The sequence below is a fragment of the Anaerococcus lactolyticus ATCC 51172 genome (assembly GCF_000156575.1).
Taxonomy (GTDB): domain Bacteria; phylum Bacillota; class Clostridia; order Tissierellales; family Peptoniphilaceae; genus Anaerococcus; species Anaerococcus lactolyticus.
In genome coordinates, this window is record NZ_GG666044.1 from 95220 (window position 1) to 112569 (window position 17350).

A 17350-nucleotide genomic window follows, 5' to 3' on the forward strand; every position below is an offset into this window, starting at 1 on the left:
CCCGGACCTTATTAAATATTTTGGGAAATACTTACCCTTTGCCCTCATGCCCCTACTTGTAATCTTTGCCATTAGAAATATAAACCTTATGGTTTATCCCTACGGGCTGCCTGAAATTATAGCTTCTTTATCAGTTATAATCCTTCATGCCAAGTTCAGAAAACTCTTTCTTTCAATTTCTATTGGCACTTTTATATATATGGTCCTCATTCAATTAGTGTTTGTCTAAAATAGTAGTAAAGTATTAATATAGAAAAGAATTAATTAATGAGGTTCATATGAAAAAAGAAATAAACATTTCAAACAATAAGGCCGTGATTAACTTTTCAAAGGCCTTTTTTAATGACACTGATGACCTACTAAAGAGCGAAGGATTTTTTGAAGTAATCTGTTCTTTTGTAAGGTTCCACAAGGAAAACCAGACAAGGATCTATACATATCTTGAAAAATTTTTCAGGGCTAGTGATATAGAAGTCCTTGCAGGAGAAATTAGGGATATCACTAAAATCCTAACAGTCATGAGTCTTGATGAGATTTCAGAAAAAATCAACAAGTACCACGATCTTGATAAGGAAAGAGATGCCCTAATCAGGATAGTTGAAGACATATATGACTATTGGAGAAAGCTTGAAAGATACTCAATTATCGAACAATCTGATTATGAGAGAGGCCTGGAGGTAGAAAACTTCCTAAGTTCTAATATTAGATTTAAGGACCTAATCCTAGATGTCTACAGGAAAGCAGAATTTTCTGTTACAGGCAAGGTTCCAAAAGTATTTAGGCAAGTGCCAGCAGGTGCCAACGCTTCTGTAATAGTTAAAAATTTTGAAATTTCTTATCCGGAAGAATTACAATTTTTAAATGAAATACCTTTTATAACCAAGGTTATGATTGAAACACCTTACATCACCTATACCAAGTCAAACAAGAGGGATGGTTACTTCAAGGAAGTTTTTGAAAACCCAATCGAAGGCCTTGATATAGATACAGATGAGTTTTTATGTTATCCAGCTAAGGTTGGTGACAATCTCATTTATATCTACTTCCACCAAGACCTAATCACCCACGGTATTTCTGCATCAAACCTCTTTGACCTAGCAGATGAAGAAGAAATTTTAAATAAAAGACCAGATGCTATCTACTTATTTGGCGGAGAAAATTCTAAGGACCAAAACGTATTTTATGAAAATAAAAACGGACTTCTAATTGGTTATGTAAACTATACTGACAAGAAAGATTACTTTGGCTATTTGAAAAAAATGTGCCTCACCCTTTCAAACATCATTTCAATGAAAAAATCCTACCTCCCTATCCATGGAGCAGGGGTAAACATAGTTTTACAAAATGGAAAGTCTGCCAATGTAGTAATCCTCGGAGACTCTGGAGCAGGTAAGAGCGAATCAATTGAAGCCTTCAGAACCCTTGCCAAAGACTACATCAAGGATATGACAGTAATCTTTGACGATATGGGTACATTTAGAATAAAAGATGATAAGGTAATGGCTTATGGTACAGAAATCGGTGCCTTTGTAAGACTAGACGACCTAGATGCAGGCTATGCCTTTAAGCAAATAGATAGGTCCATCTTCATGAATCCTGATAAGGTAAACGCAAGACTAATCATGCCAGTTGCTGATTATGCAACAATCATGCAAGGCTATGAAGTAGACTTTTTCCTCTATGCTAACAACTACGATAAGTTAAAAAAGGACGAAGACTCAATCTCAATTCTAGATGATGAGAAAGAAGCTATCAAAATCTTTAAAAGAGGTGCAAGATTTGCTAAGGGCACAACCACAGAAACAGGCCTCGTAGAATCCTACTTTGCCAACCCATTCGGCCCTTACCAAAAACAAGATACTTGTGATAAGCTAATCGAAACATATTTCAATAAACTATACGAAAACAATAAGAAAGTCGGTCAAATCAAAACCCAACTTGGTGTTAGTGGCATGGAAACAGACGGTCCACTAAAATCAGCTAGGGAACTTTTTGAAATAATCAAGGCCCTATAAAATAGAAATTAAAAATCATCTCCAATAGACAAGGAGATGATTTAGGCTATAGACAAAGTCATATTCTGATGTCATTCAGACGAACGAAGTGAGGAAGAATCCTGTAATTTATAGGATTCCTCGTCGAATCCTGATGGATTCTCTGTCGGAATGACGTATGTTTATATACTTTGTAGACATTCTGAATCATCTCCAATAGACAAGGAGATGATTTTTTTATTGAAGCTAAAACTTGGTCATTTTTATCCTGGGGTTAAATTTTTATTAATATTCAAGATTATTTTAGCATAACTATTTTTATATTTACTTAAAAAACTATTTTCATTGTTTTTTTGAAATAATCATTTCTATACTCCAAACGATAAAGCTTATAAAAACAAGCTAAAATCATTAATCTTTTACTCTTTTTATCCCCTACCCATAATTGTTAGGATCTTTTCGTAGAGTGGCCCTGAGAATGAATATTCTAGGACTGTTTTATCCCAATCTAAAATCTTTCTTGCATCTATTATCTCTGGATTTAGACCAGTAAGATTGCCATTTTTATCTAAACTTACAAGGCTTTCTATTTCCTTATCCCTGTAGGCGATTTTGATTTTCACACCTGGAGTGTCTTTTTCTTGGCTCTGGCAAATGAGAACTGTTGACCTCTGGCAAATCCCATCAAGAAAGTCATTATCTTTTTCGATGACTTTTCCATCATTACGCTTCTCAACAGACCTTAGACTTACTACTGCATTCTCCCATTTTGGTACGACTAGGTAAAAGTCATTACCAGTTAAAAATGCATTATTATCATCATAAGGATCTCTCTGGCCTTCTAAGATTAGTCTTGGGTCTTTATAGTCTGCAAAACATGCTTGCCAGGCAAATAGTTTGCTCATTACATTAGGTAGAGTATCTTCAGCATTGGCCCTGCCCATATAGATTATAAAAGCATTTACCTTTTCATCATCTGGGTCTATACCAAGCTTTGTAGCCATCCTTACAAAGTCATCTGAGTATCGATTAGTTTTATAATCAGGTCCAGCAAGGGTTTGGGTTTCTATTACTTCCCCTATGCCTGTATCTGGATAGATTTTGCTAAAAAACATTAGCCTACCTACTTCATTTACATAAAATATATTAGGATTATCTTGCCACAAGTCTTTGATGGCAAAACCTTCTTTATTTCCCATGTCATACTGGTAGGAAGGATTTGATAAATAACTGTCATAATGGTCAATTATGTGCCTATAGTAGTCCGCTAAGCTTTTTTCCATGAGGTCTAATTTCTGGTCAGGACTAATAGCAAAATAGGATAAGAGCTCATCATCTGTAAGACGCTTGCCATCCTTAATTGAAAAATTATAGGTCCTATATACTTGAAAACTTGAGTCAATATTATTGTAGAGATGGATAAAGAGGCTTAGGATTTCTTCGTCTTGGTAGGTTGAAAACTCTGCATGAACAAAGGGTTCATCGCTATTTTTAGAATATTCGTCCGCATCCTTATACATGGTCTTTAACTCTTCAAGGTCCTTTTCTATTTCCTTATTGGCTAGGTCCGCATCCTTTGAATCTAGCAAAATTTTTGGTAGGTGGATACCAAAGCGGAGGCCCTTGGCCTTTTCCATTTGTTTTTTAGTTACAAAATCCTTCCGGGCTTGCCTATCTTCTACTAGGGTTGACTTACTACCTGCCTTTGCTCCTTCTAGGGCCTGAGCCTTTATTGGTTTTCTTTTAAAATTTATTTCATTTACTAATTTTATATCTTCATTGCTTTCTTTCTTGGCCAGGGTTTTTTCTTTAGGATTTTCTTCTTCATCTTCAGATTTTTCTGCCAAGGTATTTACTTTTTTATCCCTTTCTTCTTCGCTTACCTTTGTAAGTTCTTCGTCAAGCTTTTCTTTACCACAGCCTACTAGAGCCAAGGCTAGAAAAATAAAAAGAACTTTTTGCTTTTTGCCTATCATAACCCCTCCTTACTCAAATTTAATCTTATTTTCCTTGATTTCACAGCTATTTTCTCCATCAATACAAGAGTTTTTAAGGCCGTATTCATGCCTTATAAATTCATCAATGCTTATAAGATTAGTCACTTCGTGTTTGTTTTCAACCTCATAGGAGTGCCTTGCATCCTGATTCCTATATTTGCTGTAGACATTAAAATAATATATGAAGCCAGCAACTAAGAGTACCCAGAAAAAGTTTCTGGAATCTTGAAACTTTGTATCATCAAATATATCAAAAGCTGCAACGAACCATAGGACAAGGGCTATTAAGAAGCTTATAACTTCCACAAGGGCTGATGCCATAAAAAGTTTTTTGAAGTTTATAGGCACTGATCCCATGGTTTCCTTAGTCCTTGCATTTACTGCAACATAGTGTAAAACGTGTTTATCGCCCTTATTTTCCATATAGGAGTAAAGCCAAACCGGCAAATAGGAAGCCTTCCAAGAATCGCCTTTTACAATAAATTCTTCTTCTTGCCAGTTAACTCCTCTGTCATATTCTTCGATGGTATCTTTGATGGCAAATCTAGCCACATCTGAGCCCCACACGTCTGTAATTTTTTTAAGGTCAGATACATTGGTATCTCTCTTTTCGGATGTATAGCCCTTAAGGTAGTTGGCATTGTATTTGACACAATTTTCTGTATCAAAAGGCATGATTGAATTTATGATATTTGTTGTCTTTTCCTTTGAAGAATAGTCAAGTTTATCCAAACTTGATTCTATTGTTAAATCATCAATGCTTATGTCAAAGTCCCTGCCTACCCTGTAAAGATCAGCATCATAAACGGTTTTTTCACCATCACCATCTTTTACTTTCCTAGTATTGGTTAAGATTTCTCCCTTGCCACTAAGTTTCATATGGCCGTTTATATCAACAAGCATATATGGAAAATACACCCCACATATATTTTCGGCATTAAATTCCTTGATAAATTGTGGGTGAGCAAAGGTCTTTCTTTGACCAACAAAATTTTCAATCTCTTCTTTTGCTTCATTCCTAGTCACAGAAAATGGCAAAATCACATCAGGTACAGCTCCATTGTCAATTTTAGAATTTATTGAAAGGGTATTTCTGCACCAATGACACCTGGCTTGGGTAGAAGTTGCTGTATCGATAACTACCTCAGCCCCACAACTTTCACATTTTAGGGTAATGATATTACTAGCTTCTAAGTCTATATCTGCTGCCCCACTATGGGACTTGCTCCCTTCAAGACTTGATATTTCATCATCTGCCTCTGCTAAATCTAAGTCAAATTCATTCCTACAGAAATTACACCTAAGCTTGCCTGTTTTGGTATTAGTAGAAATATCAGTAGAACCACACTTCGGGCACTTAACCTGGCCATCTTTTACTTGGTCTGTGTCTTTAATAATGTTTATGTTTTCATTATTATCTCTTTCGCCTACCATAGCCTCCTCAGCCTCCTCCTTATAAACCTAAAAGATCAGATTTAACCTTATCAAATTCTTCCTGGCTAATAACTCCTGCATCTAAAAGTTTTTTCATTTGGATTAATTTTTCTGTTGGATCGACTTGTGAGTTATTTGACGCTTGTTGGTTTTGTTGATTTTGGTTTGGCATATTTTGTCCAACGCCAAAATTAGGTTGGTAAGAATTTGCTCCCTCTGGCTGGTTAAGTCCACCTGCCATGGATCCTGCAGCATTCATTCCCATGCCCATAAAGGCCATTCCTGCACCACCGCCATTTTCTCCTGCACCTTGCATACCCCTAGCAACTGATTGTTGGAAGAATGAATTTCCACGATTTCCAGAAAGAGCATCCGCTTTTTTGACATCTGATAATAATTTTTTTGTATCTTCGTCATATTCGATAGCAAGGATTGCTGTTTTTATAATTTCTAGTCCCCTATCTGTCTTCCATTGGCAGGCATCCTCAACAGCCTTGGTTAGGGACTTCGCAAAACCAATTTGATCCCCCTGGATTTTGCTCATCCTATTTCCCCTTGAAGGGTCATTTGTATAATTAGAAAAAGCTGCGGAAAGGCTGCCTACAACTTCGTTAAAGAGTTGTTCACCTAGCTCATTATCCATATCACCAAAGTCAAAAACAGGTGCATCCTCAATTAAGTATTTTTGAGGAAGGAAATTTTTGACAAAAAGAAGGGGATCGACAATCTTAAGTGTATATGTTCCCCTGGTTACAGCCCCTACTTGGGTACCAAGATAGGCATCATCCCAATAAATTTCACTTTGGGTGCCAAAGCGGTTGTTTGGAATTTCTTTTAGGTTAACATAGAAGGCAAGTTGTTCAGCTCCTGGTTGGCCGCCAAACTTAATCTTTTCCCAAGTTGACTGAATTAGCGAACTCATGACTCCATCACCTACGAAAATTGACTGGGAACTTGTTTCGTCACTTGAAAATATAAAGCCACCGGCTTCTGCAACTATACCAGTAATCATCCCATTTTCGATGGTAATGAGAGCTGTACCTTCTGGCACGATTATCTTAGACCCATTAGAAATAATATTTTTACTGGCCCCTGTATTTGTTCCTCTATCTTGATTAGTTCCTTGGCTTACTGCTGGAAAAATTCCTGCTGTGGCAGAAATTCCTGGCATAGGTTTGTAAAAATCTAGCCATTGGTCTGCAAAACTTCCTCCGAGTGCTCCTGTAAATGCTCTAATAAATCCCATCTTATCCTCCTTATTTTTTGTTATTTTTGATAAATCATTGTAAACTTGTCTAAGTTTTTCTTATCACTTACATTAAATCACAGTATTTAGGTAAAATAAATAGACCAAAGGTCAATCTTTGGCTAAATTTACAAAGATAGACCTTTGGTCTATATGAAAAAATAATAAAAAAACACCTCCCTATTGCTAGCATATTAATAAAATAAGGAAGTGATTTTTTCTTTTATTCTATTTTTTCATTGACCTGGTCATTTTCTTCATTAACATTTCCTATTATCTGATCAACCATTCCACATCCCTTAATAAGGTCAAGGTAAAGAAGCAATTCACCCCTAGATGACACATTAAGTTTTTTATAAATTTTCAAAATGTGGTGTTTGGCAGTGCTCTTGCTAATGTAGAGTATTTCAGGTAGTTGATCTACGTCATAACCCTTTATCAAAAGAACTAAAACATTTAACTCAGCGGGAGTGAGGCTTGAAGTTGCTTCAATAAATTTCTTGAACTTGTATTCTAGATAAGGAGGTAGCCCCTTGATAGACCTATCTTTAATTTTCTCCCTAACATTTTCCAAAAACTTATTTATCTCGTAAAAACCAGAGTCTAAAATATCTTGCCTGTAGTCTTCGTCTAAGATTTTCTCCTGGTTTTCTATTAGGGAAAGTCCATCTGTAATTGGACTTATGTACCTTCTAGTAAAATTCAAGCTAATGACTATGGCAAAAAATAAAAATAAGACAACAGAAATGGCAATATTGGATATATTTTTAAAAATATCCCTATTATATTCATCAAGAGGAATCATAGAAATAATTAAGGACTTATCCCCGTTTTCTATTAGGGAAACTTCTCTCAATAAACCTATGTATTTGGATTTTGAGCCTACAAACTCCTTTAAATCCCTACCATGATTTTTGATTTCTAAAATATCATCTGGAAGAAAATAATATCCCTCCTGGGTTCCGCTGCTAAGAGCCTTCTCGGTATCTATTTTACCATCTGCTACTGGCAAAAATACAGAACTTAACCTCTTCATCTTGGATGGTTGGGCAATCTTTTCCTTAAAATACATTTCTTCTACTTCAAAGCCACAGACTCCATAAAGCTTGCCATCCCTGCTCACAATAGGAAGGCTTATTAACATAACCTTTTCACTTGTTCCAGGTAGGGTAAATACTTTGGTCATCCTATAAGAATCATAAATAGACTTATTTACATTTTTAGCAAGGAGAGCGTAGGCAGGTAGATTTGATAAATCATATTCTAACTTCCACTTCCTATGGGGCATTGCCGAGTGTTTCTTAGCCACCTCTGCATCTCCCCTATATACAGTAACAGACGATTCCTTCAAGCTCCTAGAATCAAGTTTTAAATACAAACCAGACCTAGAATCTTTTGCCCCCTTATTTTTAGAATTAACAGTGGTATTGAACAAGACAAAGGCTCCTGATGTATCTGCGTAAAACATGGAGCTTTTCAGGTTTTCGAATATCCTATCCTGTATTTGACTAAGGAGTTTTTGATTATCTCTCAAATCTTCAAAAGAAATTTTCTCCTTATCCAAAATCTCTTCTAGGCACTCACTTGTATCTTGGGATAAGTGCATGGCAGAAATAGCTGACTTATCAAAATAACCCTTTATTTCCTTATCCAGTATAGATACTTGGATATCAAGGCTCTTTACATAATCTTTTCTGACATTTTTGTATTGGTCAAATAAAACCAAAGCCAAAACTATGAAGAATAGCAAAAGCCCAGCAAAAATAATCATATAGATAAAAAGCTTTCTATACATTGAATTTTTTTGATATTTCTTATTTATATCAAACAAGGGCTGCTCCTAAAATTATCCTATCAGCTTTTCCCAGCATTCTTCTATCAGACTATTAACATCTTCGCCACTTTTATATCTTTCTTCAAAGGATTTTTGATTAGCCCTAAGCCAATCATAAAAATTTAGAACCCTATTATAATCATAAGACTCAGAGAGAAAGCTGTAGTCTTTTTCCATCTTTGATAAGCTATGGTATAGGTCTTTATAATCGTGGTTTTCAAATTCCATAGATAAAACTTTGTTAAAGGCCTCATTTCTTACAGGCATATAGCCAGTTTTTGTAACAAAATCTAAGTTTCTTTGGCTTTCTGTAATCCATTTGGCAAATATGGCTGCCGCCTTTGCCTTTTCATCGGTAGTCTTATAGGCGCAAAGCCCTGTACCAGCTAGGGTATCAACCTTATTACCACCCTTACTTATTGGCAAAGCTAAAACTTTTAGATCCATAGGCTCAGACCTATTGTCTGGGTAGGTCACCGTATCATTATAATACAAAACAGCGGCAGATGAACTTATCCCTGCTAAGCTCTCCCCTGTCATCATCTGGGTATTGGCATAAAGATCTGACACAATGATATGGCCCTTTACCAGGGAGGTCATAAATTTATCAAATTCTTTTTTAAATTCCTTATTATTTTCATCATACCAACCATGGTCGTTATGGAGTTTGGCATTTGGATTTGTTGAAAGACAAGCAAGTTCAATTTCTCTTAAAATGTAGTCCATGGCACAAAAAGCCTTGCCATCTGACCAGTCATAAAATATCTCAGCCGCATCAAAAAATCCATCCCAAGTTGATAAATCTTCATAATCAAGGCCTGTATCTTTAGAAAACCTAGCAAACATAGACCCATTTATAAAGAGCATATGGGTCGATTTTGAGATAGGAAAAACTAAAAGCTTATCTCCCACCTTGCCATCTTCTAAAAAATCTTTCTGATAATCACTGAGTTCTTCTTTGGTAAAATAATCTTGCCAATCAATTAGGTTTTCACTCCCCAAATCATCGGCATTTCCACTATGGCAAAAGAACAAATCTGGCATTTTTTTTGCCCCGGACTTGCCCGCCTGTGAATCTAAAAGCTCATCGCCAATTTCTGCTGAATTACTTGTCGCAGTGACATTTATAACAATTCCTTCCTTACTACCCACAGTTTCGTTAAAGTCATCAACGAGCTTATCCATAGGAGATGAAGCCTGTTCGCCATAAACGTGCCACATTGTAAGACTTACTGGTTCTTTTTTATTATTTAAAAGTATAACAAATAGGGTGATAATTATAAAAACAAATATAATAATTATAGCCAGCCTTTTGTTTTTGCTCTTTTTCATAAAGTCCTCAATTCATAAAAAAACATCTTCTCTATTTAAAACTAACATAGTTTTTTTACAATGTCAAGATAAGTTCATATAGGAATTAGTTAAAATATTATCATTAACTCTAGCATACTTTAAATATTTTGTATCAAAAAAAGATGAAATATCAAAATAGACTTCTCTATTCTAATCTTTCATCTTTATTATTATTTGCCTATAGCATTTTCCCTACCATAATAAAATAGGTATTGTTGGGCGTAGCCGGCAAGGTCTCCAAATATTTCTCTAGCGTAGTTGTCTACTTGTTTTTTTGGTACTTCCTTGCCTATAAAAAGTGTTTCCATTACCCTTTTAATCCATACGTCAACAGGGAAAGTCTCCCTCCTGTGGTAGGCAAAAAGCATGATACAATCAGCCACCTTTGGACCGATACCTGGAAGGTTGTTAAGTTTATTGTGCAGATCTTTATCTGTGAGAGTTTTTTCATCTTCAAAATTTAAAAATCCGTCCACAAAGGCCTTTGCTGTTTCTACTATCCTCACATCACGAAAACCCACTCTCGCATATTCTCTTAGCTCCAGTGGATCAACATTTGCTAGGACTTCTGGAGATGGAAAAGAATAATATTTTTCGCCCATATATTCTCCAAGGTAGGTGCCGTACCTCTCAGAGATTATCCTCACAGCCTTTTTTATCCTAGGAATTTGATTGTTGGCAGAGATTATAAAAGAAATTGTTGTTTCAAATAATTCTTGATTTAAAATCCTAATTCCGTAACCATAATCACTCGCCTCTTTTAATATTTCTGATTCTGACAATGCTTGTTTGATTGCCCCATAGTCAGTGCCCAGGTCAAAGTAATCGTAAAAAATATCGTAAAAGTCATCAAGACTTACATTACGGACTAGGGTGTAACCATCACACTCTAATAAGTTTATAATTTTCCCTAAAAAAACAGCTGTAAAGGAACCGTCATCATTTTTTCTAAAATTAAAACATTGACCACATTCGAAAATATGGTCAACCTTAAAAGAATCCTCCCTGAGGATAAGTCCCTCAGGAGACTCTTTGATATTTAATTTTCTTTTTTCATCAGTAATATATCTCATTATCTAATCCTAACAGCATGGATAGCTAGCCTTTGATCAGCATAATCATACTGGCAAGTTGATAGGGTTATAATTGTATCTTTTTCAGTGAAAGGTCTAGTCTCAAGCTTAACCTCAGAACTTGACCTAAGTTTATTGAAGTAAGGAACCTTGTCCCCATCATAGGTGAAATCTAAGGTCCTGTAGTCTGAACTAGAAGGTGTTCCGTAGGCTGAAAATATTTCATATTCCCTTAGACCGTCTTTTGTTGTTAGGTAGATAGTTCTATTTTTCTCTGCGAATTCTTGCTTCCTATATTGGTCAAGTGGTGTAAACATCGAATCAATCTCTAGATGGTGACCATATATTACAGAATTGTCGTCATTTATATCTGGCGAATTATATACATCCATAAATATAGAACCAGCTATGTCGTATTCTTTGTTAAGTCCCTTTCTTAGATAAAATTCATTATCAGGTCCTTGGAGAACTGGATATTTAATACCTGTTCCAGGAATCTCTATTATAGCTATAACATCAGGATTTTGTTCTTTTAATTTTTTAAGAAGGCTTAGGTGAATTTTCTCAAGTCTAGCCAGAGGGTTTTTGACAGTTTCAACATCGACATCACCGTTACTATCCTTATCTACATCTGCTTCTACTTGTTTTGATAAGTCTTCTATGTATCTATTGTTTTTCATGTTTGTCCAATAATCAAGGCCCCTCTTACCCAAGATAGATATGCAGGCTAGGATTATCAAAATTAGGACAAATCTAATTAACGCCATTATTTTTGATTTCATTTTACCACCTTTAAAAAGTATGTTTCATTAGTATAATATACCATAACAGAGCATAATTAAAAGTATTTTAGAAAAAAAGGAGAGCCTATGAAAGATTACAAGTTATATGTAGGAACTGTTTGTAGATTTTGCAAAAAAGTTGAGACTTTCTGTGAAGAAAATAATATAGATATTCCCCTAGTAAATATAAACGAAGATAGAGAAGCTATGTTGGAACTAATGGAAAAGGGTGGCAAAAGACAAGTGCCATGCCTCTACCACGACGGCCAATACCTATACGAATCTGATGATATAATAAAATATCTAAAAGAAAATTATAAGTAAGGTTATATATGATAAAATTAATAGCATCTGACATTGATGAAACCATAATAAGCCGAGATCAAAAGGTCCCAGAAAGAAATAAGGAAGCCATAAAAAAAGCCATAGAAAAAGGCATAATTGTCATCCTCGCAACCGGAAGGGGTCCTTATGAAATCTTTGATATACCAGACCAGGCAGGAGTTGTAGCTGATGACAGGTATATAATTTGTTGTAATGGTGCAGTTATAATGAATGTGAAAACCAAAGAAATTGTAAATGTTGTAGATATGGATTTTGCCTATGCGAGAAAAATTTTCGCCTACGCCTATGAGAATAATCTCACATTTTATCTTTATACCTTAAATAAAAAATACGGAATCAACCTATCCGATGAATCAATCGTAGCTGAAAAGCATATCAATATCCTAGATACTGACAACATTGAATTTTTAAAAGATGAAACCATCCTAAAGGTAATAATAAAAAACAAAGACATGAACAAGCTCCAAGCTCAAGAAGTAGATATAGCAAAGATAACAGACTACAACCTCGAAATTTCCTATTCTTCAAATATGTATATGGAAATAAATGCCAAGGGAGTAAATAAGGCAGTTGCCCTAAAAAAAGTCTGTGACTACTATGGCATAGATTTAAAAGACGTCCTAGCCATCGGAGATAACCACAACGACGTAGCCATGCTAGAAGAAGTAGGCAGGTCTGTCGCAGTAAATAACGCAAGACTACAAGTAAAACAAACAGCCGACTACACCACCAGCCTAGACAACAGCAAAGGTGCCGTAGGTGAAGCCATAGAAAAATTTGTTTTAAACCTATAAATCCCTCCACCTGCATAGCAGGTGGTTTTTTGTTTCGCTCTTTTTGTTTGCTTGTCTCTCTTAGATGGGCAATAAAAAACTAAGCTAGGAAAACCAAGCTTAGTCTATTTTTTCTCTAATAATATTCTCTATTTGTCATATACCTATAGCCCATATATATAAGTCCTCCGACAATAAGGATAGGTAGAAGTTGGGTTAGGATTCCAAAAATTATTACTATTGGCAAAATTATTAACCCACCGACTATTAATAATGGTAGGCTTACAAGACCAATGGTGATACCTAGGACTCCTAAGATCAATTTAAAAACTAATTTTATAAGTGGGATGCCAATGAAAATGGCACCTATGATTAAAAGTAAGGTTAACATAGTGAACTCCTTTTGTTAATATTATACATATATTGAAGTTTTATGTCAAGTATCTTAATATTATTTTGGATATTCTTTTATATCTTAAGTTCGGTTTTAATATATGTAAGGAACAAAAAAAGGGAGCCTAGCTCCCCTTAAACTATTTTCTATAACCAAGTTCGTGGTCAAGGATGTAGATTCCACCCCAGTTGCCGTTAATTCTTTCTAGTCTTGTTACAATCTTGCCTACTGTATCTTCTTCTTCAACTTGTTCATCAATAAAGCCTTTGATAAATGAAAATACTCTTAGATCTTCTTCTTTGGCAAGTTCTGCTATTTCATAAATTCTTCTTGATACTTCTTTTTCATGAGCTAGGGCTGCCTTAAATACGTCTACTAGGCTTTCATAGTCATATTGTGGTTCAGCTATTGCCTTATATCTAACATCATAGCCTACTTCTTGAAGGAAGTGTTTTATGGCTTCGCCATGTTCGATTTCTTCTTTAACTTGACTATCAAACCAATGTGTGAATCCATCAAGCTCAAGTCTGTCTGTATAAGCAGCCATTGCTTTATAGATGTATGCTGATTCATACTCAAAATTCATTTGTTCATTTAATAAATCTAATACTTTACTCATTTATTTCTCCTTTTTCTAGCATTTCACCGTAAGGAATATATACACCGTATATATCTAGGTTTCTTGCTAATATCTCCTTTATTACTTGTGTTGTATTTTCGGAATTTATATTGACTGTGAAACTCTTATCCTTAATCATAAATTCATCCCCAGCTATTATTCCCTTTGATTTTAAGCCACAGAAAATCTCCATCGCCTTCTTCTTAGTGAATTTTCCATCTAGTTGGAAGGTTATAGGAAATACTTTTGTAGAATCTATTAGAGGATTTAATTTTTTGATTAAAAGTAAGTCTTTCATAGCCATCTCCTATTAATAAAGATACCCATTTTTAAAAAAAATTTAACAATTATTTTCTTCCATTTCTTTTTTTGAGAAGATACAGCCACAATATTCCTGCCTGTATATCCCATATTTTTTTGAAAGTTCTATTGATTTCCTATATCCATCCTTCTTTTTAAAGTCTGCATATAGGTATTTAACGCCATATTTTTCCTCAAGTTCTTTGCCAATTTCGTTTAGCCATTGAGCGTTTTTATAAGGAGATATTGATAGACTGGTTGTGAAATATTCATAGGATTTTTCCTTGGCAAGTCTTGCAGTTTCTTCTAACCTTAATTTATAGCAATCATAGCAAGCCCTACCAAACTCCTTGTCGTCTTTTCTTTTTTGGGCGACTTTTTCAAAATCCCTCATATCATTAGCTGGAATTATAACTTCGCCGTCGAAAGCAGATTTTTCTGCAACTATTTGTAAATTTTCTGCACGTTTATCAAGTTCTTCTCTTGGATAGATCATGGGATTGTAAAAGTATAAGTCCATAGCAAAATATTCCCTAAGTCTTTCTATGACTTGGGTTGAACATGGGCCACAGCATACTTGCAACAACAAGCTTGGCTTTCTTCCTTCTTTATCAAGTCCTTGTATGATTTCTTCCATCATCCTATTATAATTAATTTTGTTCATATAAACCTTTCAAGCAAAAAAATCGCAAGAATAAACATTCCTGCGATTTGCATATTATCTCTTTGAGAATTGTGAAGATTTTCTCGCCTTTTTGAGACCTGGTTTTTTTCTTTCCTTTTTACGTGAATCACGTGTTAGGAAGCCAGCTCTCTTTAGGGCTATTCTTAGGTCAGGGTTTGCTATGATTAGCGCTCTTGCGATTGCGTGTCTAATAGCTCCTGCTTGACCATTGAAGCCACCGCCGTTTACATTAACTCTGATGTCAAAGCTTGTAAGATTTTCTGTTAATGTTAGTGGGCTTCTTGCTATAATTTTAAGAGATTCAAAATCAAAATATTGATCTAAATCTTTTCCGTTTACTATTATATTTCCAGATCCTGGTACCATTGTTACTCTTGCAACAGAGGTTTTTCTTCTACCAGTTGATTGTATAATGTTATCTGCCATATTTTACTCCTTACTTAAGATCTAAAGCTTCTGGGAATTGTGCTTCATGACCATGGTCAGGGCCAGCGTAAACTCTTAGTTTTTTTGCCATAGCACGACCAAGTTTGTTGTGTGGAAGCATTCCTACAATTGCATTTTCTACAATTCTTTCTGGGAACTTAGCTTTCATGTCTTTAAACTTAGTAATTTTAAGACCACCTGTGTATCCAGAATATCTCTTGTATTCTTTTTGATCTTCTTTGTTTCCTGTAAGCACTACCTTGTCAGCATTAACAACTATTACATAGTCTCCTGTGTCAAAGTGTGGAGTAAAGGTTGGTTTGTTCTTTCCTCTTAGTATTGCTGCAACTTGGCTAGCTAGTCTACCTAGAACCATGCCTTCTGCATCAACAACATACCATTTTCTTTCGATGTTTGATGGAGTCGCAGTCCATGTCTTTTGATGTTTCATCTCATCCTCCTATAATTTTTTCGGCTACTATATTTAGACACCGCATTAGTAGCTTGCGGCTGTACTCGTCCTGGCACTTATCTATCGCTCCCAGGATATGCGATTCGTCTCGATTCCTTATGAAGGTCTGAGTCGACTGATATATAATACCAGCTTTTAGAGCTTTTGTCAATATTTTCTATTTTCTCTTTGCAAGTTTTTTATAAGAATAAGGTGAAAATAGTAAAAGCATAGGATATAGCTCAAGTCTTCCAAATAGCATGGCAAAGGTCAGGGTAAATTTAGATGTTGGTGCCATGGCTGCAAAGGAAGATACGGGACCAAAATCTTTTAAGCCTGGTCCTACGTTATTAAAGGTTGTAGCAACAGCTGCGAAGGCTGCTTCGAAATTTTCTACGTCCCTACTAACTATTACCATAAAGAGGATAAAGAGCAAGATATATGAAACCAAATACTTGTTTACTGCTTCTTCTAATTCCTCATCCATCTTTTTGCCGTCAAGTTTTGTGATAGTTACTCTTCTTGGATTGATAACTTTTTTTATGTGGTTGATGGTTGCTTTAAATAAGATTAAAAATCTTGAAACCTTAAAGCCACCCGCAGTAGAGCCTGCAGATGCACCTATAAACATTAACAAGATTAAAATGTTTCTTGAAAACATCGGCCAAGCACCATAGTCTGCCGATACATAACCTGTTGTTGTCATTATTGATGAGACAGTAAATAGGGATTGAATGCCAGTGTAGGCTAGATCATCATAATAGCCTCTGATATTAAAGAAGATTAAACCAGTAGCGATGGCGATTATTCCCAAGTACCAATAAAGTTCTTCTGACTTAAAGCCCTCTCTTGCAGACCTAATTAGGGCGTAATAATAGAGGTTAAAGTTCACCCCGAATAAAATCATGGCAACAGAAAGTACTAATTCAATATATCTTGAGTCATAATAGCCTACTGATAGACCCTTATTTGCAAAGCCTCCAGTACCTGCTGCACCCATAGCATAAATTATTGCATCAAATAGGTTCATTCCTCCAAACATTAAAAATATAACTGTAATGAGGGTCATTACCAAATAAATTATGTATAAGACTCTGGCAGTTTTACCAAGCTTTGGTGTAAGTTTGCCAAAAGATGGCCCTGGCATTTCTGCTTGAAGGAGGTTTGATGATTCTTTATTTGATTTTGGCAAAATCGCTAGGGTAAATACCAAAATCCCCATACCTCCTATAAGGTGGGATAGGGACCTCCACATAATAATTGAATGAGGCAATAATTCCACATCATTTGCTACAGATGCCCCACAAGTTGTAAAACCACTTGCCATCTCAAAAAAAGCATCTAGGAAGGTGTGGTAATTTGTCGGTGTAAGGTAGAGGGGAATGGCTCCGATTATAGAAAAAATCACCCAACATGCCGCTGTAGTAAAAAGTGCTTCTCTGGTGTAGATATGACCTTGTTCGTCGCCTATTTTTACAAGTAGGCTTCCACCTAGACCAGAAATTAATATCGGCAAAATAAAGTATAACTTATCCTTAAATCCTTCTTGGTAGATAAAGGCAACCAAGAGTGGGACCAACATTAATAGTGCCAAGACTTGAAGGAGCCTACCCAGAAGATAATTTATCGTCTTAATATTCATAC

General features: G+C 35.5%; 18 protein-coding genes. 4 read left to right on the top strand and 14 right to left on the bottom strand.

Translation table 11 applies throughout. The features are described from left to right. Together HMPREF0072_RS11200 and HMPREF0072_RS00370 are read left to right on the top strand one after the other, a co-directional pair. The coding region (locus HMPREF0072_RS11200) for a branched-chain amino acid transporter permease (RefSeq protein WP_004826653.1) at positions 1 to 229 on the top strand (229 nt) is incomplete at its 5' end. A 49-nt stretch (positions 230 to 278) separates the two neighbouring features. Then, positions 279 to 2015, top strand: coding sequence for a hypothetical protein (locus HMPREF0072_RS00370; protein ID WP_004826654.1), 1737 nt, complete (start codon positions 279 to 281; stop codon positions 2013 to 2015). Between the two features lie 407 nt (positions 2016 to 2422). On the opposite strand, the gene HMPREF0072_RS00375 is transcribed toward HMPREF0072_RS00370, so the two are convergent. From HMPREF0072_RS00375 to srtB, 7 genes are all read right to left on the bottom strand, one after another. After that, the gene (locus tag HMPREF0072_RS00375) at positions 2423 to 3970 is read right to left on the bottom strand and encodes a hypothetical protein (RefSeq protein WP_004826656.1); all 1548 of its coding nucleotides are present in this window, start codon (positions 3968 to 3970) and stop codon (positions 2423 to 2425) included. Between the two features lie 9 nt (positions 3971 to 3979). Continuing rightward, complete coding sequence (locus HMPREF0072_RS00380; RefSeq protein WP_004826659.1) at positions 3980 to 5425, bottom strand: TFIIB-type zinc ribbon-containing protein; 1446 nt, start codon at positions 5423 to 5425, stop codon at positions 3980 to 3982. 19 nt (positions 5426 to 5444) lie between these two features. Further along, positions 5445 to 6671 (bottom strand): SPFH domain-containing protein, encoded by a 1227-nt coding sequence (locus HMPREF0072_RS00385; RefSeq protein WP_004826660.1) that lies wholly within the window; start codon positions 6669 to 6671, stop codon positions 5445 to 5447. A gap of 223 nt (positions 6672 to 6894) precedes the next feature. Then, positions 6895 to 8502: a helix-turn-helix transcriptional regulator gene (locus HMPREF0072_RS00390; RefSeq protein WP_039930908.1), complete on the bottom strand. Its 1608-nt coding sequence runs from the start codon at positions 8500 to 8502 to the stop codon at positions 6895 to 6897. Between the two features lie 15 nt (positions 8503 to 8517). Next, a complete protein-coding gene (locus HMPREF0072_RS00395) occupies positions 8518 to 9837 on the bottom strand; it encodes an ABC transporter substrate-binding protein (RefSeq protein WP_004826664.1) in 1320 nt (439 codons plus the stop codon). A 191-nt stretch (positions 9838 to 10028) separates the two neighbouring features. Next, the gene (locus HMPREF0072_RS00400; protein ID WP_039930909.1) at positions 10029 to 10934 is read right to left on the bottom strand and encodes a DNA-3-methyladenine glycosylase family protein; all 906 of its coding nucleotides are present in this window, start codon (positions 10932 to 10934) and stop codon (positions 10029 to 10031) included. After that, the gene (srtB, locus tag HMPREF0072_RS00405; RefSeq protein WP_004826667.1) at positions 10931 to 11713 is read right to left on the bottom strand and encodes a class B sortase; all 783 of its coding nucleotides are present in this window, start codon (positions 11711 to 11713) and stop codon (positions 10931 to 10933) included. The genes HMPREF0072_RS00400 and srtB overlap by 4 nt, the downstream gene beginning before the upstream one ends. Before the next feature lie 87 nt (positions 11714 to 11800). Here srtB and HMPREF0072_RS00410 point away from each other — a divergent pair, with 87 nt between their 5' ends. Together HMPREF0072_RS00410 and HMPREF0072_RS00415 are read left to right on the top strand one after the other, a co-directional pair. Continuing rightward, complete coding sequence (locus HMPREF0072_RS00410; protein WP_004826670.1) at positions 11801 to 12037, top strand: glutaredoxin family protein; 237 nt, start codon at positions 11801 to 11803, stop codon at positions 12035 to 12037. Between the two features lie 8 nt (positions 12038 to 12045). Further along, positions 12046 to 12852, top strand: coding sequence for a Cof-type HAD-IIB family hydrolase (locus HMPREF0072_RS00415; RefSeq protein ID WP_004826671.1), 807 nt, complete (start codon positions 12046 to 12048; stop codon positions 12850 to 12852). 115 nt (positions 12853 to 12967) lie between these two features. Here the strand turns inward: HMPREF0072_RS00415 and HMPREF0072_RS00420 are convergent, their stop codons facing one another. The 7 genes from HMPREF0072_RS00420 to HMPREF0072_RS00450 form a co-directional block, all read right to left on the bottom strand. Next, entirely contained in the window at positions 12968 to 13222 is a 255-nt protein-coding gene (locus tag HMPREF0072_RS00420; protein ID WP_004826674.1) for a hypothetical protein, read from the bottom strand. Between the two features lie 142 nt (positions 13223 to 13364). Continuing rightward, positions 13365 to 13844, bottom strand: a complete 480-nt coding sequence (locus tag HMPREF0072_RS00425; protein ID WP_004826676.1) for a ferritin — start codon at positions 13842 to 13844, stop codon at positions 13365 to 13367. Beyond that, positions 13837 to 14142, bottom strand: a complete 306-nt coding sequence (locus HMPREF0072_RS00430) for a hypothetical protein (RefSeq protein ID WP_037327834.1) — start codon at positions 14140 to 14142, stop codon at positions 13837 to 13839. Before HMPREF0072_RS00430 ends, HMPREF0072_RS00425 begins: the two co-directional genes overlap by 8 nt. 42 nt (positions 14143 to 14184) lie before the next feature. Beyond that, positions 14185 to 14808: an epoxyqueuosine reductase QueH gene (locus HMPREF0072_RS00435; protein WP_004826682.1), complete on the bottom strand. Its 624-nt coding sequence runs from the start codon at positions 14806 to 14808 to the stop codon at positions 14185 to 14187. A 54-nt stretch (positions 14809 to 14862) separates the two neighbouring features. Further along, positions 14863 to 15255, bottom strand: coding sequence for a 30S ribosomal protein S9 (gene rpsI / locus HMPREF0072_RS00440; RefSeq protein WP_004826683.1), 393 nt, complete (start codon positions 15253 to 15255; stop codon positions 14863 to 14865). Positions 15256 to 15265: 10 nt separating this feature from the next. Then, complete coding sequence (gene rplM / locus HMPREF0072_RS00445; protein WP_004826685.1) at positions 15266 to 15706, bottom strand: 50S ribosomal protein L13; 441 nt, start codon at positions 15704 to 15706, stop codon at positions 15266 to 15268. Positions 15707 to 15884: 178 nt separating this feature from the next. Further along, entirely contained in the window at positions 15885 to 17348 is a 1464-nt protein-coding gene (locus tag HMPREF0072_RS00450) for a TrkH family potassium uptake protein (protein ID WP_004826688.1), read from the bottom strand. Positions 17349 to 17350 lie beyond the last annotated feature (2 nt).